The organism is Leisingera sp. ABD4_442, from assembly GCF_056160905.1.
Window position 1 is genome coordinate 61,788 of record NZ_JBSWYB010000008.1, and the last position, 21,917, is coordinate 83,704.

The 21,917-nt window shown below is 63.8% G+C and carries 19 protein-coding genes and 1 riboswitch; of the genes, 8 read left to right on the forward strand and 11 right to left on the reverse strand.

All coding sequences use genetic code 11. From position 1 onward, the window contains the following. Positions 1-103: 103 nt before the first annotated feature. A complete protein-coding gene (locus ACXAHG_RS08870; protein WP_475056888.1) occupies positions 104-1,549 on the reverse strand; it encodes an aldehyde dehydrogenase family protein in 1,446 nt (481 codons plus the stop codon). 106 nt (positions 1,550-1,655) lie between these two features. Here ACXAHG_RS08870 and ACXAHG_RS08875 point away from each other — a divergent pair, with 106 nt between their 5' ends. After that, positions 1,656-2,543, forward strand: a complete 888-nt coding sequence (locus tag ACXAHG_RS08875) for a LysR family transcriptional regulator (RefSeq protein ID WP_475041803.1) — start codon at positions 1,656-1,658, stop codon at positions 2,541-2,543. Positions 2,544-2,554: 11 nt separating this feature from the next. Here ACXAHG_RS08875 and ACXAHG_RS08880 read toward each other — a convergent pair whose 3' ends face one another. Both ACXAHG_RS08880 and ACXAHG_RS08885 read right to left on the reverse strand, forming a co-directional pair. After that, positions 2,555-3,331, reverse strand: a complete 777-nt coding sequence (locus tag ACXAHG_RS08880; RefSeq protein ID WP_475041801.1) for a pyrroline-5-carboxylate reductase — start codon at positions 3,329-3,331, stop codon at positions 2,555-2,557. A 13-nt stretch (positions 3,332-3,344) separates the two neighbouring features. Next, a complete protein-coding gene (locus ACXAHG_RS08885; RefSeq protein ID WP_475056889.1) occupies positions 3,345-4,367 on the reverse strand; it encodes a LacI family DNA-binding transcriptional regulator in 1,023 nt (340 codons plus the stop codon). Positions 4,368-4,480: 113 nt separating this feature from the next. Between ACXAHG_RS08885 and ACXAHG_RS08890 the strand changes: the two genes are divergently transcribed. The 5 genes from ACXAHG_RS08890 (at position 4,481) to ACXAHG_RS08910 (ending at position 10,691) form a co-directional block, all read left to right on the forward strand. Beyond that, positions 4,481-5,992 (forward strand): tripartite tricarboxylate transporter permease, encoded by a 1,512-nt coding sequence (locus ACXAHG_RS08890; protein WP_475056891.1) that lies wholly within the window; start codon positions 4,481-4,483, stop codon positions 5,990-5,992. Then, entirely contained in the window at positions 5,989-6,444 is a 456-nt protein-coding gene (locus ACXAHG_RS08895; RefSeq protein WP_475056892.1) for a tripartite tricarboxylate transporter TctB family protein, read from the forward strand. The genes ACXAHG_RS08890 and ACXAHG_RS08895 overlap by 4 nt, the downstream gene beginning before the upstream one ends. 42 nt (positions 6,445-6,486) lie before the next feature. Continuing rightward, positions 6,487-7,446 carry a Bug family tripartite tricarboxylate transporter substrate binding protein gene (locus ACXAHG_RS08900; protein ID WP_475056893.1) on the forward strand — a complete coding sequence of 320 codons (960 nt, stop codon included), beginning with the start codon at positions 6,487-6,489 and terminating at the stop codon, positions 7,444-7,446. A gap of 330 nt (positions 7,447-7,776) precedes the next feature. After that, positions 7,777-9,198, forward strand: a complete 1,422-nt coding sequence (sauS, locus tag ACXAHG_RS08905) for an acylating sulfoacetaldehyde dehydrogenase (protein WP_475056894.1) — start codon at positions 7,777-7,779, stop codon at positions 9,196-9,198. Next, complete coding sequence (locus tag ACXAHG_RS08910) at positions 9,195-10,691, forward strand: AMP-binding protein (protein WP_475056895.1); 1,497 nt, start codon at positions 9,195-9,197, stop codon at positions 10,689-10,691. Before sauS ends, ACXAHG_RS08910 begins: the two co-directional genes overlap by 4 nt. A 30-nt stretch (positions 10,692-10,721) precedes the next feature. Here ACXAHG_RS08910 and ACXAHG_RS08915 read toward each other — a convergent pair whose 3' ends face one another. From ACXAHG_RS08915 to ACXAHG_RS08925, 3 genes are read right to left on the reverse strand one after another with little or no spacing between them, the layout of a single operon-like run. Next, a complete protein-coding gene (locus tag ACXAHG_RS08915) occupies positions 10,722-11,483 on the reverse strand; it encodes an ABC transporter ATP-binding protein (RefSeq protein WP_475056896.1) in 762 nt (253 codons plus the stop codon). Next, the gene (locus ACXAHG_RS08920; protein ID WP_475056897.1) at positions 11,480-12,529 is read right to left on the reverse strand and encodes a FecCD family ABC transporter permease; all 1,050 of its coding nucleotides are present in this window, start codon (positions 12,527-12,529) and stop codon (positions 11,480-11,482) included. The genes ACXAHG_RS08915 and ACXAHG_RS08920 overlap by 4 nt, the downstream gene beginning before the upstream one ends. Further along, entirely contained in the window at positions 12,526-13,536 is a 1,011-nt protein-coding gene (locus ACXAHG_RS08925; protein ID WP_475041789.1) for an ABC transporter substrate-binding protein, read from the reverse strand. Before ACXAHG_RS08925 ends, ACXAHG_RS08920 begins: the two co-directional genes overlap by 4 nt. Positions 13,537-13,676: 140 nt before the next feature. Next, positions 13,677-13,869, reverse strand: a riboswitch (cobalamin riboswitch). A 127-nt stretch (positions 13,870-13,996) separates the two neighbouring features. On the opposite strand from ACXAHG_RS08925, the gene ACXAHG_RS08930 reads away from it, so the two are divergent. Continuing rightward, positions 13,997-14,518: an N-acetyltransferase family protein gene (locus tag ACXAHG_RS08930; RefSeq protein ID WP_475041787.1), complete on the forward strand. Its 522-nt coding sequence runs from the start codon at positions 13,997-13,999 to the stop codon at positions 14,516-14,518. A 50-nt stretch (positions 14,519-14,568) separates the two neighbouring features. Here ACXAHG_RS08930 and ACXAHG_RS08935 read toward each other — a convergent pair whose 3' ends face one another. From ACXAHG_RS08935 to ACXAHG_RS08955, 5 genes are read right to left on the reverse strand one after another with little or no spacing between them, the layout of a single operon-like run. Then, positions 14,569-15,390, reverse strand: a complete 822-nt coding sequence (locus tag ACXAHG_RS08935; RefSeq protein WP_475056898.1) for an enoyl-CoA hydratase/isomerase family protein — start codon at positions 15,388-15,390, stop codon at positions 14,569-14,571. A gap of 3 nt (positions 15,391-15,393) precedes the next feature. After that, positions 15,394-17,448 (reverse strand): acetate--CoA ligase family protein, encoded by a 2,055-nt coding sequence (locus ACXAHG_RS08940; protein ID WP_475056900.1) that lies wholly within the window; start codon positions 17,446-17,448, stop codon positions 15,394-15,396. Beyond that, positions 17,445-18,560 carry a mandelate racemase/muconate lactonizing enzyme family protein gene (locus ACXAHG_RS08945; protein WP_475041783.1) on the reverse strand — a complete coding sequence of 372 codons (1,116 nt, stop codon included), beginning with the start codon at positions 18,558-18,560 and terminating at the stop codon, positions 17,445-17,447. Before ACXAHG_RS08945 ends, ACXAHG_RS08940 begins: the two co-directional genes overlap by 4 nt. After that, positions 18,557-19,693: an alcohol dehydrogenase family protein gene (locus ACXAHG_RS08950; protein WP_475056901.1), complete on the reverse strand. Its 1,137-nt coding sequence runs from the start codon at positions 19,691-19,693 to the stop codon at positions 18,557-18,559. Before ACXAHG_RS08950 ends, ACXAHG_RS08945 begins: the two co-directional genes overlap by 4 nt. Next, complete coding sequence (locus tag ACXAHG_RS08955; RefSeq protein ID WP_475056902.1) at positions 19,690-20,877, reverse strand: TauD/TfdA family dioxygenase; 1,188 nt, start codon at positions 20,875-20,877, stop codon at positions 19,690-19,692. Before ACXAHG_RS08955 ends, ACXAHG_RS08950 begins: the two co-directional genes overlap by 4 nt. 101 nt (positions 20,878-20,978) lie before the next feature. Between ACXAHG_RS08955 and ACXAHG_RS08960 the strand changes: the two genes are divergently transcribed. Then, entirely contained in the window at positions 20,979-21,917 is a 939-nt protein-coding gene (locus tag ACXAHG_RS08960) for a GlxA family transcriptional regulator (protein ID WP_475041779.1), read from the forward strand.

A 21,917-nucleotide genomic window follows, 5' to 3' on the forward strand; every position in this document is an offset into this window, starting at 1 on the left:
GTTCAGACAGCGGGCGAGATGCGCCCGTCCTAGGGGAGAGAAGATGGACGGGCGCTTCTGCTAACTGGCAGCCCGGCTGCGCGGCACTGCCAAGGTTTCAGTCTCAGGCCGGCTTGCCGGCGCTGATGTAGGCGGTCTTGACGGTCGTATAGAACTCCGCCGCTGCCTTGCCCTGCTCGCGCGGACCATAGGAGCTGTCGCCGCGGCCGCCGAAAGGCACGTGGTAATCGGTGCCTGCGGTCGGCAGGTTGACGGTCACAACACCGGTGCGCGCGTTGCGGCGGAAGTGGGTGGCGCGGGCCAGCGACTGGGTGACGATGCCCGAGGTCAGGCCGAAGTTGGTGTCGTTCACCACAGACAGCGCCTCGTCATAGCTGCCGACCTTGATCACGCTGGTCAGCGGCGCGAACATTTCCTCCCGGTTGATGCGCATGTCATTGGTGGTGTTCAGGAACACGCCGGGGGACATGTAGAAGCCCTCGTGCGGCATCTCCAGGCGCTGGCCGCCGCAGGCCAGTTCGGCGCCCTCGGAGGTGCCCAGATCGACATAGGCCAGGTTCTCATTCAGCTGCTGTTCGCTGACCACCGGGCCCATCTGCACGCCTGCTTCCAGCGCGTGGCCCACTTTCATTGCCTGTGCGCCTGCCACCAGTTTTTCAACAAAGGCGTCGTGCACGGCTGCGTGGACCACGAGCCGGGAGGAGGCGGTGCATTTCTGACCGGTGCCGCCAAAGGCGCCGCCCAGCGCCAGGGTGACGGCCAGATCCAGGTCGGCGTCGTCCATCACCGCCAGCGCGTTCTTGGAGCCCATCTCCATCTGCACTTTGGTCAGGTTCTGGATCGCTGCGGCGGCAATGCCCTTGCCGACCGGCACCGAGCCGGTGAAGGAAATGGCGTTCACCTTGGGGCTTTCGACCAGTCGCTGGCCGATCGAGCGGCCGGAACCCATGACCAGCGAGAACAGGCCCTTGGGGATGTCCTGGCGCTCGATGATTTCGGTCAGGGCCACGGCGGACGCCGGGGTGATGTTGGCGGGCTTCCAGACAACGGCGTTGCCGTAACAGAGCGCCGGCGCGATCTTCCAGGACGCGGTTGCGGTCGGGAAATTCCAGGGCGAGATAATGGCGACAACGCCCACAGCCTCGCGGCGCACGTCGACTTCAATGTCCGGGCGCACGGAGTCGGCGTTTTCACCGATCTGGCGCAGGCATTCGGCAGCGTAGTAGGTGAAGAACTGGCCGGCGCGGTAGACTTCACCTTTGCCCTCGGCCAACGGCTTGCCTTCTTCGCGACTCAGCAGCGTGCCCAGCTCTTCGGCGCGGGCCATCAGCTCATTGCCGATGTTCATCAGAACCGCCTGCTTGCGCTCCAGGCCATAGGCAGCCCACTCACGCTGCGCGACTTGAGCCTGATCCAGGGTCGCTTCCAGCTGATCGGCGCTGGCCTGGGCAAACATGCCAACCAGATCGCTCAGATCCGACGGGTTGCGGTTTTCGATTTCGCTTTCGCCAGCCAGCCATTCGCCGGCAATCAGGTTCAGTTTGGTCACGGTACGGGCCCCAGATGCTGAATTTCAGGTTTGCAGCAGGATGGACTTCCGCCCCCGCATCAGTCAAACTCAATAAACTGAATGCAATTTCAACTATTCTGAAGTCATGGCCCTGAAGATCGAAATGCTGCGCGCTTTTTGCACCGTGGCGCAAACCGGGAACCTGTCTGAGGCGGCGGACAGGCTGGGCCGGACGCAATCCGCTGTTTCAATGACGCTGAAACAGATGGAGGAGCATCTGGGCAAGAAGCTGTTCGAAGGCGAGCGCAAGAACCAGTTGTCGCCGCTGGGCGAGCAAGTCTTTGAACTGGCCCAGAAACAGGTGCGCCAGTTCGATCAGACCCTGCAGAGCATCGAAATGGCGGCGGAGGCGATCCACGGGCTGATCCGCATCGTCTCGGTGCCGTCGGTCGCGGCACTGGTGTTTCCATCTGTGCTGGAGCACATGACAGAACGCTACCCGGGACTGAAGGTCGAGCTGCGCGATACCGATACCCAGCAGGTGCTGGACGCGCTGGCCGAGGGCAAGGCAGACATCGGCATCGCCTCGGGCTATCACCCGGTGAACGGCGTCAAGGCGGTGCCGTTGTTCGAGGACCGCTTCGGGCTGGTCTGCTCTACCGACCACCCGCTGGTGCTGCAGGAGCATCCGCCGGTGATCGCCGAAATCACCGGCGCTTCTTTCGTGCGCAACGCGCTGTGCGATCTGATCCGCAACGAACGCTTTGTCGCGGCCAGCGGTTCGGCCGATGTGACCATCCACAACACCCATTCGCTGATCACCATGGTGCGGACCGGAAAATGGGTGACGGTGCTACCCCAGACCGTGGCCCGTTTCATGCCGGAAACCACCGCCTTCCGCCCCATCGCCGACCTGCCGGACAAGCGCGAGGTGTATCTGTATCAGCGCGAACGCAGCCGTTTTGCCGCGCTGACAGAGGAATGCTGCGCCTTTATCCGGTCCTGCGATCTGTCCGCGGACTTGCCTGCCTGAGTTGCCAGGATCTACAGCTTGGCCGTCCGCAGCCGGGCCGCGATACTGTCCAGCCCGTCCGTCAAAGCTTTGCTGCCGCCTGCACTATCAAACATCTGGAACAATTGCTCATTCAGGCCGCCCGGGGTGGAGTGTGCTTCCCTGAGAGTGCCAAAACTGCTGCCTCTGTCCGCCTCGGCCCGGTTTGCCAGCCCGCTGAAGACACCGGTCAGATAGGCCTGCGCGCCATCTTCGCAGCAGCCTTGCGCCGCAAGCCAGCCCGATGCAGTTTCCAGCACACCGAAATATGTGCCCATCAGGGCGCTGGCGGCTGCGTATGCATCGAACTCCTCAACCGTGCTGGTTGTCACGGCCGTACCCAGCCCCGCAAAAAGACCAGCCATGGCCTGATCCTCCGGGTAGAGAACCGTTACCCCGCGCCGGTCCGCCACGGCAGGCAGCGGGATTGCGCGGGTAAGCTCCACGTCAGCGCCGATCCATTTGCGCAGCCGCTCATGCGTCACCGTGGCAATCAGGCTCACCACCTTCTGGCCTGCCCGGAAGGTCAGAGGTTGCAGCACCTCCTCGGCCACCTGCGGCAGCACCGCGAGGAACAGAATGTCCGCCTGATCCGCGATCTCCTGGTTGTCTGCCGTGACCTGCACCTGTGCCGAGGCTGCCGCCAGCCGGGCTGAAACCGCGCGGCTCCGCTCGGACAAGAGGAACTCGTGCCCAGCGCCTTCCTGTTTCAGCAGACCAGTGACGATGGCCTCGGTGATCACCCCGGTGCCGATAAAGCCGAATTTCATACCCCTGCCCTCCTCAAATCCGCGCAGTTGTGCCGCGCAGGATGGGCTCCAGCTCACAGCACAGTTTGAACGCCTCCGGCGCCTCTGAGGTGATATAGCTGGTGAACCGCTCGCCTGCGAGCGTGCCGATGGTTTCCGCCGGGATCCGCACTGTGGTGAGGCCGGGTTCGATATCTGCCGAGCCTTTGAAATCGCCGATCCCCATGATGGACAATTCATCCGGCACCTGCAGCCCGCAATTCTGCGCCCCGTAGAGCGCGCCCTGGGCGATCACGTCGTTGCCGCAAAGCAAGGCAGTCGGGCGCGACGCCCCGGACAGCAGCTCCAAGGCCGCCTGCTTGGCCTGGGAAACACTGTAGGGGGCCTCGGATTTCCGCTCGCCGGGCACGGAAATACCATGGGTTTCAAGCACTTCCATTGCCGCCGTCAGCCGGTGCCAGGCCCGGTCATTACCGCGGGTGTCGGGAAAGATCAGACCAATGTCGCGGTGGCCCAGCCCTAGCAGATGCTCTGCCGCCATTCGGCCCGCCTGCCGGTTGTCGGCGCCAACGCAGGGCAGCTCCGCATCCTCCGCGTAGTTCCAGATCGCCATCGCCGGGGTTTCCTGCTGTGCGATCAGCCGGGCGGTGGCGTCGGAATGCTCCAGCCCGATCAGCGCCACCCCGTCGACCCGGTGCTCCATCAGCTTGCGCACCATCGCGTATTCCCGGTCCAGATCATAGCCATGCGAAGCCAGCAGCAGGGTAAAGCCGGCCCGGTCAATGGCATCCGAGAACGCCTGGATCACCTCGGCAAAAATCGCGTGGTTGATGGTTGGCACCACCAGACCGATGGTGCCTGAGCGTTTGCCATGCATCATCTGCGCCGCGCGGTTCCTGACATAGCCCAGTTTCTGCACCGCGCGGATGATCTTCTTGCGAGTCGCAGGGCTGACCAGATCGGGGTGATTGAAAGTGCGCGACACCGTGGAGGGCGACACTTTGGCCGCCTTTGCCACAGCAACGATATCGACGTTACCCTTTTGTTTTGGCGTCATTATTTCCCCTCTTCCGGCAGAGTTTATGAAAACGTTTGCAATACTATTTTCATGGCCTAACCTGTTTTGTCAACAAAAGCAAAAGCGCGATCAGCCGGGTTGGGAGGCCCTGAATGGAGTTCATTTATTACTTCGGAGACGTATTCTCACCGCTGTCATTCCTGCTGCTCCTGGGCGGCACGATTGGCGGGCTGATCCTGGGGGCGACCCCGGGGCTTTCCCCCACGATGGCTGTGGCGCTGCTGATCCCCTTCACCTTCCACCTGGAGGCGGTTCAGGGCCTGATCCTGCTAGGCGCCGCCTATACATCTACCGTGGCCGGCGGCGCGGTCAGCGCGATCCTGCTGAAAATCCCCGGCGCGCCTGCCAATATCGCCACCACGCTCGACGGCCACAAGATGGCCAAGCAGGGCAAAGGCGCCAAGGCGCTGCAGCTGTCCTTCCTCGCCTCCGCTGTAGGCGGCATCTTTGGCGTGCTGCTCTTGATCTTCCTGACCCCGGTTCTGGCAGAATGGGCGCTGGCATTCGGCCCTTCGCATCTGTTCTGGCTGGCGATCCTGGGCGTAACGGTGATCGGCTCTCTGGACTCGGCCTCCGTAGTCAAAGGCCTGCTGTCCGGCTGCATCGGATTGTGGCTGGCGACCATCGGCTTTGACGACATCATGGGCGCCCAGCGGTTCATCTTCCACCCGTCGCTGGGCGGCGGCATCAATATCATTGCGGCGCTCATCGGCCTGTTTGCCATCCCGCAAGTGCTGACCATGTTCGCCAAGGGGCGCCGCGCGGAAGGCGCCGAGGTGATCGAAGTTCAGAAACATTCCGTCCTCGACGCCACCCGTGAACTGCTACGCCGCCCCCGCGCGCTTGGCATCGGCACCATCACCGGCTCCATCATCGGGCTGATCCCCGGCGTGGGCGGCCAGATTGCCGGGCTGGTTGCCTATGACCAGACCAAGAAGTTCTCCGCCGAGAAAGAGAAATTCGGCCAGGGCCACAGTGAAGGTGTGATCGCCGCGGAATCCGCCAACAACGCCATGGTCGGCCCCTCGCTGGTGCCGCTGCTGACACTATCGATCCCGGGCAGCCCTACCGCCGCGGTGCTTCTGGGCGGGCTGCTGATCCACGGTATTTTCCCGGGCTCCGACCTGTTTGACAATCACCCGGACGTGGCCTGGACCTTTATCAACTCGATGCTGGTGGGCCAGGTTCTGATGTGTCTCTTCGGCCTTTATGTGGCAGGCCTTGCCGCCCGTGTTGCCCAGGTGCCGCAATCCGTGATGGCCGCAATCGTGCTCGCCCTTTCCGTCTTTGGCGCCTACTCGGTGCAAAGCTCGATGGGCGACGTCTATGTCATGGCCTGCCTTGGTATTGGTATGTACTTCCTGGAGCGTTTCGGTTTCTCCGCTGCGCCGCTGGTGCTGGGGCTGATCCTGGGCCCGATCGCGGAGTCCAACTTCATCCAGGGCGGCATGATCGCGGACGCCACTGTCGGCAAGGCCAGCTACTTCCTGTCCGGCGGGCTGAACATCTTCCTGATCGCCGTGGTCGTCGCCTCCATCGCCTACTCGGCCTGGATGGAGCTGCGGACCCGCCGCTACACCACCAAAGAGGAGGCGCAGGCATGAACCGGTCTCAGCACATCCTTGGCTCCGGCCTGGTCTTTGCCGTTGGCATCTGGGTCGCCTGGGTCAGCTATACGCAACAGCCCGCCGAAGCCTTCCTGTTCCCGCGCCTGATAGCCTCCGTCTTTGTGGTGCTGGCAGGCTGGACCTTCGGCAAGGCGGTCCTGGGCCTCAGCAAGGTCGGCTCGGGCATCTCGCGCACCATGTTCATCAGCATGGTGCCGGGGCTGGCGGTGATGGCGGTCTATGTCTTCTGGGCCGCCAAGGCGCTGGGGTTCTACACCGCCACCGCCGTCGCCTTTTTCATTCTGCTGTCGCTCTACGACCCGGCGCCGCATTCGCAAGGAAAGACCTGGGTCAAGCGCGCGCTGATCACAGCCGTGTTCGTGGCGGTGATGTACGGCCTCTTTGCCAAACTGCTGAGCGTCTACACGCCGCGGGAAATTCTGTTCTGACCGGCTTGAGCACGGTCCGAAACCAATAGGGAGGAGAAGAAAATGAAGAAACTGATTGCAAGCGCCGCCATAGCGCTGATGGGCCTGGCAGGCACCGCCATGGCTGAGGAATATCCAGAGCGGCCGATCATGATGATGGTCTCCTACGGGGCCGGCGGGGCGACCGATTTCCAGGCCCGGATCGTCACCATGACCGCCGGCAACGAGGACGCGCTGGGAATGCCCATCGCCATCATCAACAAGCCCGGCGCGGGCGGCCGTGTCGGCTGGAACTGGTTTGCCACCCAGGCCGATGCCGACGGCTACACGCTGGCGGCCTACAACGTGCCCCACTTCATCGCCCAGTCGATCAAAGGCGGCGTGCAGTATTCTGCCGACAGCTTTGAACCCATCGCCAATTGGGGCGCCGACCCGGCGGTGTTTGTGGTTGCGGCTGACAGCCCCTTCAACTCGATGGCGGACGTGATTGCCCACGCTAAGGAGAACCCCGGCAAGCTGACTTTCTCCGGTGCTGGCCTGTTTGTGGGCCACCACATCGCCGCGCTGCAGATCGAAAAGGCGGCTGGCGTCAAGATGGCCTATATCCCGACCAAGGGTGGCGGCGCAGCGGCCATGAAAGCGGTGATCGCCGGTGAGGTGATGGGCGGGGTCAACAACCTGTCCGATGCCTTCCGCGCGCAGGAAGCGGGCAATGTGAAAATCCTCGGCGTCGCCGACCTCGCCCGTTCCGACTTCCTGCCCGATGTGCCCACCATGCAGGAGCAAGGGCTGGACGTGGACAATTCCTCGGTCAATTTCCGCGGCGTGATGGTGCCCAAGGGCACCCCGCAAGCGGTGATCGACGAACTGGCCGCAACCGTGCCGGAGATGTTCGCCAATCCGCGCGTTGCCAAGAAGATGCAGGCCGGCGGCTCGCCCATGCACATCATGACCCGCGACGAGGTCAAGGAGATGTGGGCGGCGCGCGAACAGACGCTGAAGGAACTTCTGGCCGGGCTCTGATCCTTAGGGCCTGCTGACCTTCGCCCTGCGCCGTTGGGTTCTGCCAAAATCCGCCAGCACAAGGCAATTTCGCGCAGTAAGGGTGGCCCCATTTCAAGCGGAATTAACGCAGAGATGGCGGATTTGGGCGAAATCCCTTCGGGACGCGGTGAATTTTGCACCCGGCGGCGCGAACTTACCCTTCCGGTCAACCAGACCGCTGCGGGTAAATTCACTGGCCGGACACAAAATTCGCCTCGCGCCAGCGGTGCAGGGCGAAGGTCAGCAGGCCCTTGTGCCGAAACCCTCCGGGGCAGCGCCCCTGCCCCGGACAATCAATCGAGGAAAGACATGAACGCTCAGGACGAGATCGCCTCCGGCATCGCCGAGGTGGAACAGATCGTGGCGCGCGCCCGCACCGCCCAGCAGGCCTTTGAGGCAGATGGCAGCCAGGCGCTTTATGACAAGGCAGCCCTTGCGGCAGGCTGGGCCATCATGGAGCCCGCCCGCAACCGCGCCTTGGCCGAGCTGGCGGTGGAAACCACCGGCCTTGGTAATGTGGCGGACAAGATCACCAAGAACCACCGCAAGACGCTGGGCCTGCTGCGCGACATTGCCGGCGTGCAGACCCACGGCATCATCAGTGACGACCCGGAGACCGGCATCACCGAAATCATGCGTCCCATTGGCGTGATCGGCGCCGTTGTCCCCTCGACCAACCCTGCGGCCACGCCTGCCAACAACATCATCAACGCGCTGAAAGGCGGCAATGCCATCGTGGTGGCCCCCTCGCCCAAGGGTGTCGCCTCCTGCGAGCTTCTGCTTTCCTATATCCATGCGGAGTTCGCCAAGTTGGGCTTCGACCCGGATCTGGTGCAGATGATCCCTGCGCCCGGCTCCAAGGCCAAGACCCAGGCGCTGATGGAGGCCTCCGACAGGGTGATCTGCACCGGCAGCCAGAACAACGTCCACCGCGCCCAGTCCTGCGGCACGCCCGCTGTGGCCGTCGGCGCCGGCAATGTGACCGTGATCGTGGACGAAACCGCAGACCTGGCGGATGCAGCCGCTAAGATCACCGCCTCCAAGACCTTTGACAACGCCACCTCCTGCTCCTCGGAGAACTCCGTGGTGGTAGTAAATGCAATCTATGATCAGTTCATCGCAGCCCTCGCCCGGGAAGGCGGCGCGCTGGTACGTGAAGCAGACGCCGCCGGTATCATTTCCAGGCTTTGGCCCGATGGACAATTGAACCGCGAAGTCATCGCCCAGGACGCCGGCAAGATGCTGGCTGCGCTGGATATGTCCGGCAAAGTCCCCGCAGACACCAAGTTCCTGGCGGTGGAAACCAAGGGCATCGGCCCGGACCACCCGCTGTCGGGCGAAAAGCTGAGCCGCATTCTGGCCGTCTACCGGGCCGCGGATTTCGCCGATGCCAAAGCCATCGCATCCCGTATCCTTGACTATCAGGGCGCTGGCCACTCCATCGGCGTCCACACAGCCAAAGACGGCCGCGCGGTGCAAATGGGCCGCGACATGCCCACGTGCCGGGTGATCGTCAACCAGGCCCATACCTTCGCCACCGGCGGCGCCTTTACCAACGGAATGCCGTTCTCCCTGTCGATGGGCTGCGGCAGCTGGGGCGGCAACTCGATCGACACCAACCTCAACTGGCGCCATTTCGTGCAAACCACTAAAATCGTGCGCGAAATCCCGGCCCGCGAACCCGCGCTCCAGGACATCTTTGGCAGCTATTGGGCGGAGGCGGGCCAATGATGGAACCGCCCAAGGGAACCATCCGCAGCTGGCTCGACACACGCGCAGAAGAGGGCGGAACCGGCTTTGTCTTTCCGGACGGCGGCCCCGATCTGAGCTGGCAGGAGCTGCGCGATACGGCGCAAGCCATTGCCCGATATCTGACCGCTAAGGGCATCGCCAAAGGCGAAAGCATCGCCATCCTGCACCCCAATGGGCGCGAGGCGCTGGAATGCCTGTTCGGCGTGCTCTACGGCGGCTTCCGCGCCACCATGATCAACCTGGTCGCGGGCAACAGCGCGGTGTCTTACGCCCTGCAGCACAGCGGCGCCCGCTTTGCCTTTGTCCATGACAGCCAGGCAGAGCTGTTTGAGCAAACTGCCGACCTGTCTTTCCTCTCCCCTTTGGACAGGCCGGCAGCACCTGGTGGTCCGCCGGCAGAGCTGCACCCGCTCTCTGCCGGGGACCACGCTTTGCTGATGTACACTTCCGGCACCACCGGCCAGCCCAAGGGGGTGGTGCACAGCCACGCCAGCCTGCTGGCCGGCGGCTGGACCACTGCCGTCGCACATGAGCTGACCCCACAGGATCGCGGCCTTTGCGTGCTACCAATCTACCACATCAACGGGCTTTGCGTGACGGTGATGGGCACGCTGATCTCCGGCGGCTCGCTGGCGATGTGCGAGCGCTTCTCCGCCAGCCGCTTCTGGGCCCACGCAGGCTGGTCGCAGGCGACCTGGTTCTCGGTGGTGCCCACCATTATCTCGCACTTGCTGCATTCGGACCTGGACCCCGTCGACAGCACCCGCGCCCGCATCCGTTTCGGCCGCTCTGCATCGTCGGCGCTGGCTCCGGACGTGCAGCATGCGTTTGAGGACCGCTTTGGCATGCCTATTATCGAAACCATGGGACTGACCGAAACGGCAGCCCAAATCCTATCGAATCCATTGCCCCCGGGCACCCGCAAGATCGGCTCCCCCGGCATTGCCTATGGCAATGAAGTCGCCATCCTCGACGCCAATCAAACCCCCATCACCGATGGCCGCGAAGGCGAGCTGGCGGTGCGCGGCCCCAATGTGATGCTGGAATACCTCAACAATCCTGAGGCCACCGCCGGCACCTTCACCCCGGACGGCTGGCTGCGCACCGGCGACCTGGGCCGGACCGACAACGACGGTTATGTCTTCGTCACCGGACGGCTGAAGGAATTGATCATCAAGGGCGGTGAAAACATTGCCCCGCGCGAGATCGACGAGGCGCTTTACTCCCACCCGGATGTGATCGAGGCCGCCGCCTTTGGCCGCCCCTGCAAGAGTTATGGCGAAACGGTGGAGGCAGCGGTCACGGTCCGCGAGGGGTCCAGCCTGACACCGCTGGAATTGATTGAGATCTGCCAGTCCCGGCTGGGACGGTTCAAGTCGCCGGATGAAATCCACTTCCTGCCAGACCTTCCCAAGGGACCGTCCGGGAAGATCCAGCGCAACAAGATCCTAACAGTGATAGGGAACGGCTGAACCAGGGCCTTGACTGCCTTGGCTTTGGTCTCAGGCAAGGTGAAACGACAGAAACGGGTCCGCGCCATTTGCGCCACGCATCCAGCGGGCCTTGATCCCGAAGATTTCGGACACCGTTTCCGGGGCCAGCGCCTGCTGCGGCGGCCCCAAAGCGGCAAGCCGCCCGTTTGACAGCACCGCCACCCGGTCGCAGGTCATTGCCTGGTTCAGATCGTGCAGGGCGACCACCGCGGTCACTTTCAGGTTCCGGATGCATTCCAGGATCGACAGCTGATGATGGATATCCAGATGGTTCGTCGGCTCATCCAGCAGCAGCAGCCCCGGCTGCTGCGCCAGCGCGCGCGCAATATGCAGCCGCTGCCGCTCGCCGCCGGAAAGGGTGGCCCATTCGCGCTGCGCGAAACTCTCCATTTCAACGGTGCGCAGCGCCTTGTCCACCAGCGCCGTGTCCCTGCCATTCCACGGCTTCAGCGCCGAAAGCCAGGGCGTGCGCCCCAGTTCCACCACTGCCCTCGCGGTGATCCGCTCGACAGTATCAGACTGCTGCTCGACAATGGCGATCCGCCGGGCGATCTCACGCCGGTTCAGCCGGGCCAGGGGCTCTTCCGCAAGCAGCACCTCGCCCTGCGACGGCCGCGCCAGGCCGGACAGCAGCCGCATCAGCGTCGACTTGCCAGAACCGTTCGGCCCCACCAGCGCCAGGGTCTCTCCTGGATGCACGGTCAGGGAAACCTCCTGCAGCAGCTGCTTGCCGCGCACGGAAAAGCTCAGGTTGCGGGCCTCGATCTTCATCGCGGCCCCCTCTGGCCGCGCACCAGGATGATGGCAAAGGCCGGCGCCCCGATCAGGGCAGTGACAACCCCGATGGGCAGCACCTGGCCGGGGATGATGATGCGGGACACGATGTCGGCAGCGATTAGAAAAACAGCGCCCGTCAGCGCCGCTGCGGGCATCAGCCTGCGGTGGCTGGGGCCTGCCAGGAACCGTGCCGCATGAGGGATCACCAGGCCGACAAAGCCGATGGAGCCGACAATCGACACCATCACCGCGGTCATCAGCGCGGTGGCAAAGATCAGCACCACCTGTACCCTGCGGACGGGAATGCCGAGCGACGCGGCCGAATCGCTGCCAAAGGTGAAGGCGTCGAGCGCACGGGCATGGAACCGGCAGATCATCCAGCCCGCCAGCGCCAACGGCACCGCCAGCCACACATCCGGCCAGCGCACGCCGCTGAGGTTGCCCATCAGCCAGAACATGATGCCGCGGGCCTGATCGGCATTGGCGGATTTGGCAATGATGAAGGCGGTGAGCGCATTGAACAGCTGCGAGCCTGCTATGCCCGCCAGCACGATCTGCGCTGCAGCCGCGCGGCTGCCCCCTGCCCCGGCCGCCCGCGCCAGGATGGCCACAAAGCCAAAGGCCAGCAATGCGCCGTTGAAGGCGCCAAAGGACAGCGACAGTGCACCGCCGCCCAGCCCCGCGATGGTGACCGCAACCGCCCCCGTAGAGGCACCGGCTGAAATACCGAGGATGTAGGGGTCTGCCAGCGCGTTGCGCAGCAGCGCCTGCAGAACCACGCCCGTCACCGCCAGAGCTGCCCCGCAGGCCGCAGCCACCAGCGCCCGCGGCAGCCGGTAGCTCCAGATGATGCCCTGATCCACCGGATCCACCGGCAGCCCAGCACCCGCCAGCTTGTTGGCCAGAACCGACAGGACAAGGTCAGGCGCAAGCGCGGTCTCGCCGATCATTGCGCCTGCCAGAACCGCCGCAGCCAGCACCGGCAAAGCCAGGCAAGCGCCCCGGACGCTTTGCCACGCTAGTGCGGCGGCTGCGCTCATTCGCCGTTGCCGATCGCGCTGAGTTCAGCTGCCAGGTCCTCCAGCGCCGGGATCGCGCGGATGGTGGCATCCATGGCCTGGGCATCCATCACCACGATACGGTTGTTCTTGACCGCGTCCATCTGGCTGGCGACCGGGTCATTGCGCAGGAAGTCCAGCTTTTTCTCGTAGTCATCCGCGGCAAAGCGGCGGCGGTCCATGCGGGCAATCACGATCACCGTCGGGTTCGCCTTGGCGATGGTTTCCCAGCCAACGGTCGGCCATTCCTCGTCCGTTTCGATGACGTTCTTCAGGCCCAGCTGCTGCATCATGTAGCCCGGCGCGCCCTTCTGGCCGGCCACAAATGGATCGCTCTCCATTTCCGGCGAAGAGAACCAAAACACGGCGGAGGCGCCGTCCAGTGCAACCTCCTGCGCCTTGGCAACAGCAGCGGCTTCGCGCGCCTTGTAGTCGGCAACCAGTTCTGCGCCCTTTTCAGCCTCGCCAAAGATCGCCGCCAGTTCCTCGATGCCCTGGTAAAGGCTCTCGGTGGTGAACATCTGGGTCCTCGTGCCGTCACCGCCGGTGGTGTTGTCTTTGCCGACGCAATCCGCGGGCATCACATAGGTCGGGATGCCGAGGTCATGGAACTGCTCGCGCTTGGCAACGATACCTTCGGGGCCGACATGCCATTCATACTGTGCCGCGACCAGACCGGGGCGCTTGGCCACCACGCTTTCAAAGCTCGGGTCGTTGTCTGCCAGGCGTTCGACCTTGTCGTTCAGCTCAGCATATTCGGGCAGCACATCGTTGAACCAGACCGAGGTGCCCAGCACCTTTTCGCCCAGGCCCAGCGCATAAAGCACTTCGGTGGCGGCCTGGCCGACGGTCACGGAGGAGGCAACCGGCGCCTCGAATGTGACGGTCTCGCCGCAGTTCTGAATGGTCAGCGGAAAGTTTTCGCTGGCGGCGGCAGCCTGTGCAGCAGCAACGAAAGAAAGGCCCATCAGGCCGGAACGCAGAAACATGATTTCGATCTCCATGTGTCAATGACCGGAGAACGGGTGAAAGGGTATTGACCGCTAAGGCAGGAGGTCAGCCCCCCATCGCGTCACCGTCCAGCGGCGGCGCATCTTACCGGCAACCTCCCCGGACAACCCCGTCCGGTGTGCTTCAGTTTTCACCGGCAGGTCTCCTGACTGGCGGGTCATTGCCTGCGCCGTCTTCCCGGGCCGTTGAGGTCCAGTGACATCATGGCGCAGCACTCGCCGCCTACAGTTGCGGGGGCAGTTCCGTTTGGCGCCGGTTGGCGCCGCGGATTCCCTCTTAGCCCTTTCGGGACCGGTAAATCGCCCGTAGCGCATCGCTTCCGTTGCGGCAAGAAAAAGTTGCGGTCCCTGCCACAATCCTGCGGGCAAAACATCTTCGCCCCCGGTGGCGTCTACCGGCCATTGAGTGATGCGATCTTATTGGTATCCTGTGAGCCGTATGACCCGGCCCCGTCTCCATATCCGTTCCGCTGCGGCAGCTGACCTGCCGCAAATCGCTGCCTTGCATACAGAGAGCTGGCAGTCCGCCTATGCCGGTGATTTCCCGCAGGCGCGGCTGCACGGGGAGATTAGCAGCCAGCTTTTGCGCAAATGGCAGGCTTACCGGCCGGAACCGGGGGATATTCTCTTGATCGCGGAACACGCCGGACACCCCGCCGGGCTGCTTGGTTTTTGCGCCGTCTGGTGCCGGCCGGAACCCTATCTGGACAATCTGCATGTCTCTCCGGCGGCACAGGGGTCAGGTGCTGGCAGCAGCCTGTTCCGGGCCGCGGTGCAACAGTTGCTTTCCAAGGACCAGCGCAGCCTGTCCCTGACTGTGTTTCAATCCAATCAGCGGGCACGGGCGTTTTATGCAGGGCTGAACGGCCAGGAGACCGGCACGCTGGAATTGGATGTTTTCGGGACCCTGATCCCCAGCGTTACAGTCACTTGGCCGGATCTCTCCCAACTCCCGCTCTAAAACCGCGGCCTACCCCGCCGCCCCCCCCCGGCTGCCCCTCTGATCCGCTTTCAGTCCAGCCCTTCATAGCGGGCATTGGCCTCTTTCAGCGTAGCCTTCAGGCCCTTCTCGATCGTCGATTTGGAAAACGCTTCATATTCCGGGACCGGCTGGGCGCCCATGATTGCAACCTGCTCCAGGTAATAGTCCGTGGCTGTGCGCAGGCCCTGCATCTCATAGACACGGTTCAGGTACATCTTGTGCATCCGCTGCATCTCGCGCGGCATCCGGGCCATCAGCAGCGCCTTCTTGCGGGTGGCCTCTTTCAGCTGTTCCAGCGGCACCACATCAGTGATCAGCCCCATTTCCTTGGCTTCCGCCGCGGTCAGTTCACGGCCCGTCAGCAGCAGGTCCTTGGCAGTTTTCATGTTCACCAGCCAGGGCAGGAACATGCAGTGGCCGGAGATGCCGTATCGCACCTCGTTATAACCAATGCGGGTATCATCAGAGGCGATGGTGATGTCGCAGAACAGGCTGAGTTCAAACCCCTTGCCGATGGCGATGGAATTGACGCTGGCAATGACCGGCTTGGTCACTCGCCAGGGGGTTGTGAATTCCTCGAACTGCTTGAAGTAATGGGCGCGGTATTCATAAATCGAGGTCCGGTCCTCCTCCGCGTCTTCATCCAGATCATGCCCGGCGCAGAAGCCGCGGCCGGCGCCCTGGATCACGATCACATTCACATCGTCATCGGCATCGGCGCGCTCCAGCCCGGCTTGCAGTTCGGCAATGAGTTTCAGGTTCATCGCATTCAGCTTTTCCGGCCGGTTCAGGGTCAGCCAGCAGATATGGTCGGCGTCGACCTCGTAGATCAGATGGGTGTAGTCGGTCATGGCTCAGCCTTTCAGGGTCAGGACCGCGTCGGCAACCACCGCGCGGGTTTGGGTGAGCAGCAGCGGGTTCACTTCCAGCTCTGCAATTTCAGGGTGATCGGCAGCAAAGGCGCAAAGCGCCTCGATGGCGTCCAGCGTTGCGGCGAGGTCTACCTCAGGCCGTCCCCGGTAGCCGAGGATCAGCGGCGCCAGCTTCAGGCCCCGCAAAGCCGTTTCGATATCCGCACGCGGTGCGGGCAGGATCAGGGTGGCGGTGTCCTGCATCAGCTCCACCGCGATGCCGCCAACGGCCAGCGTCAGGGTGAGGCCGATGTCCGGCACATGGCGGATGCCAGCCAGCAGCTCTCCGACTGGATCCTGTATCATTTCCTCGATCAAGAAGCCTTCCGCCACAAGCCTTTGTTCAGCGAGGCGTTCTGCCATGGTACTGATTGCAGCAGGCAGGTCTTCCGGCGCGATGTTCAAAGCCACAGCGCCCGCCTCTGTCTTGTGCAACAGCCCCGGCACGATGGCTTTCACCGCGCAGGTGCAGGGGATTTCCACCAGGTTGTCCGGACCAAGTACAACCCACTGGCGCGGCACGTCCAATCCCGCTTCGGCGAGACGGGTTTTCGCCTCCGCTTCACTCAGCGTCCTGCCAGGCTGATAGGCCGGGCAGTCCTCAGCACACAGGAGCATCGCTTCGGGATCCATTCTCTCCCGCATGGCGCCATAGCGCGCCGCATGGGCAACCGCCCGCAAGCCATCCTCGATCCCCTGCAGCGGCGCCATACCGCTGGTGATCATCCGCTCGCGGGCTTCACGCGGCAGCGCCTCGGCCAAGGTGTTGACGAAGGCCGCCGGGCGGCCGCCCTTGGCCTCGGCCAAGGCGCTGGTGGTGGCATCCCAGGTCGACATATCCCAGCCGCCTTCGGGCGGGTAGCACATCACCTGGGCAAAGAGGTCATACCCATCCTGCGCAAAGGCCTGGTAGATCGGCAACTGATCGCCTTGCGGCCAGCCATGGGCATCGGAGATATCCAAGGGGTTCGCGGGCCCCACATAGGCAGGCAGGGCCGCATCAAGCGCGGGCGCGGCCTCTGCCGAGGGCGGTAGCATCTGCAGCCCCGCCTTTTCGGCAATATCGCCGCCCAGCACCGCATAAGAGCCTGAGGAGGTGATGAATCCTGTCTTCATACCCTTTGGAATGGGCGTGAAGCTCAGCATCTTGACGGTTTCGATGGCTTCCGAGGGCGTCGTTACTTCGATCCAGCCAAAGCGGCGGAATAGGGCCGAAGCCACCGCCGCATCGCCCGACAGGGACGCGGTATGGGATTGCGCGGCACGGGTACCTGCCTCGCTGCGACCGCCTTTGATGGCCACCACCGGAATGCCCTTGCGCGCGGCCTTGGCAGCGGCCTGCGAGAGCTTTGCAACATCGGCGATGCCCTCGAAATAGACATTCACCGCCGTTACCCGGCTGTCATCCAGCACCGCGTCCAGCATGTCAGCGACGCTGACCATCGCCTGGTTGCCGAGCCCGATCATATAGGCAATGGGCTGCGAACGGTCGGCGCATCCCAGGTCGCTCAGGTAGGCGCCGCCGTTGGAGATCACCGCCACCCCTTGCTGCGGCGCGTGATTGCCGAAGTGATCCATCATGAAGGCGCTGCCATCCAAGAAATTGGCGATACCGGGGCAATTGGGGCCGATCACCGGCATATCTCCGGCTGCCTCGATCATTTCCGCCTGCCGCGCGGCGCCATCGGCGCTTTCGGAGAAGCCGGAGGTGATGCAGACCACCCCGCCGCAGCCGTTCCCGGACAGGGCGCGCACGGTTTCGATGACCGCCTCCTTGGGGATCACCAGGATGGCGAGATCCGGCACCCAAGGCAGTTCCGCAGTCGAGGGCACGCAATCCAGCCCGGCAATCTTTGCCCGCTTGGGGTTCACAGCCATGGCCTCGCCAGTGAAGCCATTGGCCTTCATGTACTCAATCGCAGGCGCTATGCCGCCGCCGCCAAACCAGGCCACGCGGGCCGGGTCCAGCATCCGTTTCAAACGCTCCGCTTTGGTCACAGGCTGTACTCCGCCACTGGTTCGCCCAGCACGTCCGAGTTGACCTCAACGCCAAGGCCAGGCGCGCAGTCCTCCGGCACCTTCACGCGGCCGTTGACCACCGGGAACGGGTTCTTCACCACCGGCACCGCGGGCAGGTGGTAGTCATAAAGGCCAAAGGTTGCCGCCGCAGGCAGCCCCTGCGCCAGGTGGGACACCGCAGCCAGCGTCAGGCCGGTGCCATAGAAATCCTCGATCCGCATCGGGATGCCAAGGCGCAGGCCGGTTTCTGCCAGATGGCGGTGCTCGGAGATGCCGCCGGTGCAGCCCATCTTGAGCACCGCGGCATTGATCACCCCATCCTCAGCCGCGCGGATGAAGCTGTCCTGATCCTCGATCGCCTCGTCCAGCATCAGCCCCAGTCCCGTGTGACGGGCAACGGTGCGGCATTGCTCGTAGGTTTCGCAGGGCTGTTCGATCAGCGGCGCCAGGTCACGCACCAATGGCATCACCTGCATTGCCTGATCGACACTCCAGGCACGGTTCACGTCGAACCAGCAGCGCTCATCCTCGCGCATGGCCTCTTGGCAGGCGCGGATGCGGGCGACCTCCAGCTGCGGGCTGCCGTGGCCGATCTTGATCTGGAACAGCTTGTACCCTTGCGCGCGGAATTCCTCGATCTGGGCCACCTGCTCCTCGGGCGAGGCGGTGTTCACCAGGCACAGGACCGGCATGTCCTCAACCACCCGACCACCCCAGAGGTCGACCAGCGGCAGGCTCCGCGCCTTGCCTTGCAAGTCCCACAGCGCCATGTCGATCACCGATTTCGTCGGCTTGTGGCCGCGCATGGCAAAGCGGATGTCTTCCATCCGGGCGCGGTGGTTCAGCGGGTTCTGGCCCAGGAGTGCCGGTGCAATCAGCTCAATCCCTGCGCGGGCCGACTGCGGCGAGGTCGGCAGGTAGTAGGAGGGTGCAGTCATCGTCTCACCCCAGCCCGTCAGCCCGGCGTCGGTGCCGATCCGCAAAACCGTGGTCTCCAGCGGGACCTCCATGCTGAGGGCCTTGGTATAGCGGGTCTCAACCCCCCATTGATCCAGCACCACGCGGTAGACGGTCAGTTTGGTGATCTTCATATGCGCTCCTCCCTGGACGCGTCCTGCGGCGGGATCAGCACCATGCTGCCCACATGGTGTTTCTGCAAAAACGCCTCCTGCGCGGCGGCGATTTCAGACAATGGCCGGGTGGCTGCCACAGCCGGTTTCAGCCCGCCCGCGTGCAGGATTTCTATGAGCCGCGGGAAGGTCTCCTGCAGATAGGCGGTGGAGCCGAAGAAGCTGAGGGTCTTGAGGTAAAGCGTGCGCAGATCGAGGGCCACATTCGGCCCGGCAATGGCGCCTGCAGTGACATAGCGCCCGCCGCGTTTCAGCAGCGAGAGGTATTCGGTGAAGCGGTCTCCGCCCACCACATCGGCAATCAGGGTGAACTTGCGCCCCTCCGTGGCGGCCAATGCGGCACCTGCGTGGTTTGCAGTTGCCCGGTCGATCACATGGTCGGCGCCGATGGCCCGCACGCCCTCCGCCTTGGCCGCGCCGCAGACGGCCACGACCTCCGCGCCATAGTGCTTGGCGATCTGAATGAGGAAAGTGCCAACCCCGCCGGAGGCACCGGTGACCAGCACCAGGTCGCCGGCCTTGAGGCCTGCCATCAGCATCATGTTCATCGCAGTGCCGCCGGAACAGGGCAGCGTCGCCAGCTGTGCATCCGAGAACGGCAAGTCATCTGCCACCGTCACGGCGTTGCGTGATGGGACCTTGGTGAACTGGGCAAAGGCGCCGTCATGTTCCGAGCCGAGAAAACCCGCGTTCTCCAGCCACTCCGGGTCTTCCGGATCATAGATATAGGGCGCGCAGACCACCCGCTCGCCAATGCGGGCCGGGTCTACCCCCTGCCCCACGGCGGCAATGCGGCCAACACAGTCAGCGCCTTGGATGCGCGGAAAGCGGATGTCGCCGGCCCAATCACCCATGCCGCCCTCGTCAACACCAAAGCCTTCCTGCCCGCCGGCCTCAGTGGTGCCATCGCCGACAGCGGAGTTGTACCAGCCGGTGCGGGTGTTGATGTCGGTGTTGTTCATGCCTGCGGCGGTCACCTGGACCAGCACTTCACCCGGCCCCGGCTGAGGCACCGGGACGTCGGTACGGTACTGCAAGCAATCCAGCCCGCCATAGCCGGTCAGATGCACCGCCGCCATTTGTTTGGGGATCATGACTGTGCCTCCTGCTCTGCCTCGGCCCGGAACTGGCGCTGGAGCGTGCGGATGCGCGAATGCAGGTCGTCACGGTCGGAATAGATCCCCTCGATGAAACGCGTGCCGCCCTTGGCGTCGTAACCCGCCCGGCCGTGCAAGGCGCGGCGGTTGTCGAAGGCCAAGAGGTCGCCCGGCTCATAACGGAACACCATCTCGTAACGGGGATCCTGCGCCCGGGCGCAAAAGGCGCGGTAGGCCCTGTAGGCGCGGGCCTGCACCTCCAGCGGCGCCTTCAATGGCGCGCGCAGGAAGGTGTTGTAGCGCACGCCGGTGATGTTGCCTTTGGCGTCAGTCTCCACCACCGGCCCGCGGGCGCGGTAATCCGAGCGGCGGGCGCGGTTCGAGTACTCCCAGACATCCGTCACCAACGAGTGGAAATGCTCCGGTTCCTCCTCCCGCATGTCCTCGGCGATCCGGTAGGCGTCCACATAGATGCCCTCGCCGCCCGTGGTGGTATTGTCGCGCGTATACAGGAACTGCAGCCCGTGCGGGGTTTCCCGTGTCGGCATGTCGATATGTTGCAGCAGTTTGTCCGGTGTGAAAGCCTGACTGTCCGGGTCGTCCTTGATCTCGAGCACATATTGGCGGCCGAAGTTGCTTTCGCGGACCGGGCCGATGCGGGTGACGATCTCCTCCAGCAACCCGTCCTGCTGCGGCAACCCGCGCAACCGGGCCACGCCGTAGTCACGCAGGGCCTCCAGCCATTGCAGGAAGACGCGCGGGTTTTGCAGCGCCTCGGGACCGTCGAACGTCAGCGGCTCCGGCAGCTCCTCGCCGCGCCACAGGATTGGCGGTGCGGGCTCCTCCTCGCCGAACCAGGCGGTTCCGCGCAGCCAGCCGGGGTGGTAGGCACTGGCAGTGCCATCGGAGAAGCTCACTTGCACTGCTCCGTTTTCAAGCATCCCGGCCCCGGTAACAGCCACCTCTGCCTCAATCCCGTTTGGCGATATGCACATCTCCCGCGCCTTGGGATGGATCGTTGCCGCATCAGGGCTGTTTTCGCGCAAGAGCAGCACGTGGTGCCGGCTGGTCAGGCCGTCCGACCAAACCACTTCAAGCGCTTCCGCAGTATGTTTCAATTGCGTTGCGTGATGATCAACCGGCCAAACGTCGAAGTCCGGTGTCCAAGGCAGCTCACTCATGTCGTCTCCTCCGTTCAGACGACTGTAGAAAGAGAAGTGAAAAGCCTCTTGACCGCAAATAGCAAAAACTTAACATTAATTTACAAACTAGGCGGAGAGCCATGCCGCAGGCTGACATCGTTTTGACTGACAACTTCCCGGCCTTGTCGCTGACGCTGGTGACAGAGCCCCTGCGCGTCGCCAACCGCGAGAGCGCCGGCACCGTCTGGCGCTGGCGGTTCCTGTCGGTTGCGGGCGGTATGCTTGCCAGTTCCAGCGGTATCGAAATCAGAACAGAACCGCTGGACCGCGCAAAAGCGGACGTGGTGATCCTGCTGTCCTCCTACCACCCGGAAACGGCGGTGGCCGGGCCATTGCTCAGCTGGCTCAAACGGCGCGCACGCGAGGGGGCGGTGATGGGCTGCGTCGACACCGGGGCGCTGATCTTTGCCGAAGCCGGGCTGCTGCGCAGCCGCCCGGCCGCGGTGCATTTCGAGGCGCTGCGCGGCTACCGCGAAAAATTCCGCGCCGAAATGTTTGCAGACAGATTGTTTGATATTTCCGCGAACCGGTGTTCCAGCGCAGGCGGGGTGGCCACTTTTGACATGACCCTTGGCCTGATCGAGCGTTTCAATGGGCGTCAGCTGGCCAGCCGGGTGGCGGAAATCCTCAACTACCGTCCGACCAATCACAGCGGTCCGCAGCAGCGGCTGCTGACTGATACCTCGCTGGCGCGGCTTGACCGCAACCTGGCCAAGGCAGTGGACCTGATGATCGCCACGCTGGACCAGCCGGTGCCGGTTGCCGAGATTGCCGCCCGCACCGGGGTTCCCCTGTGGACGCTGGGGCGGCTGTTCAAGCACCATCTGCAGGAAACCCCGTCGGCTTACTATCGGAACCTGCGCCTTTCCGAGGCCCGCAACCTGCTGCGCAACTCAAGCCTGCGCATCGGTGAAATTTCCGGCTTGTGCGGGTTTGAGAACCCCGAAAGCTTCGCCCGCGCCTATAAACGCAGGTTCGGCACGCCCGCCTCCGCAGAGCGGCAGCCGGCTGGCACTTAG

What these genes read in the sequence shown, in the direction of transcription:
- ACXAHG_RS08875 (WP_475041803.1), top strand. Translation starts at nt 1,656, where the DNA reads ATGGCCCTGAAGATCGAAATGCTGCGCGCTTTTTGCACCGTGGCGCAA.
- ACXAHG_RS08880 (WP_475041801.1), bottom strand. Translation starts at nt 3,331, where the DNA reads ATGAAATTCGGCTTTATCGGCACCGGGGTGATCACCGAGGCCATCGTC.
- ACXAHG_RS08885 (WP_475056889.1), bottom strand. Translation starts at nt 4,367, where the DNA reads ATGACGCCAAAACAAAAGGGTAACGTCGATATCGTTGCTGTGGCAAAG.
- ACXAHG_RS08890 (WP_475056891.1), top strand. Translation starts at nt 4,481, where the DNA reads ATGGAGTTCATTTATTACTTCGGAGACGTATTCTCACCGCTGTCATTC.
- ACXAHG_RS08895 (WP_475056892.1), top strand. Translation starts at nt 5,989, where the DNA reads ATGAACCGGTCTCAGCACATCCTTGGCTCCGGCCTGGTCTTTGCCGTT.
- ACXAHG_RS08900 (WP_475056893.1), top strand. Translation starts at nt 6,487, where the DNA reads ATGAAGAAACTGATTGCAAGCGCCGCCATAGCGCTGATGGGCCTGGCA.
- sauS (WP_475056894.1), top strand. Translation starts at nt 7,777, where the DNA reads ATGAACGCTCAGGACGAGATCGCCTCCGGCATCGCCGAGGTGGAACAG.
- ACXAHG_RS08910 (WP_475056895.1), top strand. Translation starts at nt 9,195, where the DNA reads ATGATGGAACCGCCCAAGGGAACCATCCGCAGCTGGCTCGACACACGC.
- ACXAHG_RS08915 (WP_475056896.1), bottom strand. Translation starts at nt 11,483, where the DNA reads ATGAAGATCGAGGCCCGCAACCTGAGCTTTTCCGTGCGCGGCAAGCAG.
- ACXAHG_RS08920 (WP_475056897.1), bottom strand. Translation starts at nt 12,529, where the DNA reads ATGAGCGCAGCCGCCGCACTAGCGTGGCAAAGCGTCCGGGGCGCTTGC.
- ACXAHG_RS08925 (WP_475041789.1), bottom strand. Translation starts at nt 13,536, where the DNA reads ATGTTTCTGCGTTCCGGCCTGATGGGCCTTTCTTTCGTTGCTGCTGCA.
- ACXAHG_RS08930 (WP_475041787.1), top strand. Translation starts at nt 13,997, where the DNA reads ATGACCCGGCCCCGTCTCCATATCCGTTCCGCTGCGGCAGCTGACCTG.
- ACXAHG_RS08935 (WP_475056898.1), bottom strand. Translation starts at nt 15,390, where the DNA reads ATGACCGACTACACCCATCTGATCTACGAGGTCGACGCCGACCATATC.
- ACXAHG_RS08945 (WP_475041783.1), bottom strand. Translation starts at nt 18,560, where the DNA reads ATGAAGATCACCAAACTGACCGTCTACCGCGTGGTGCTGGATCAATGG.
- ACXAHG_RS08950 (WP_475056901.1), bottom strand. Translation starts at nt 19,693, where the DNA reads ATGATCCCCAAACAAATGGCGGCGGTGCATCTGACCGGCTATGGCGGG.
- ACXAHG_RS08955 (WP_475056902.1), bottom strand. Translation starts at nt 20,877, where the DNA reads ATGAGTGAGCTGCCTTGGACACCGGACTTCGACGTTTGGCCGGTTGAT.
- ACXAHG_RS08960 (WP_475041779.1), top strand. Translation starts at nt 20,979, where the DNA reads ATGCCGCAGGCTGACATCGTTTTGACTGACAACTTCCCGGCCTTGTCG.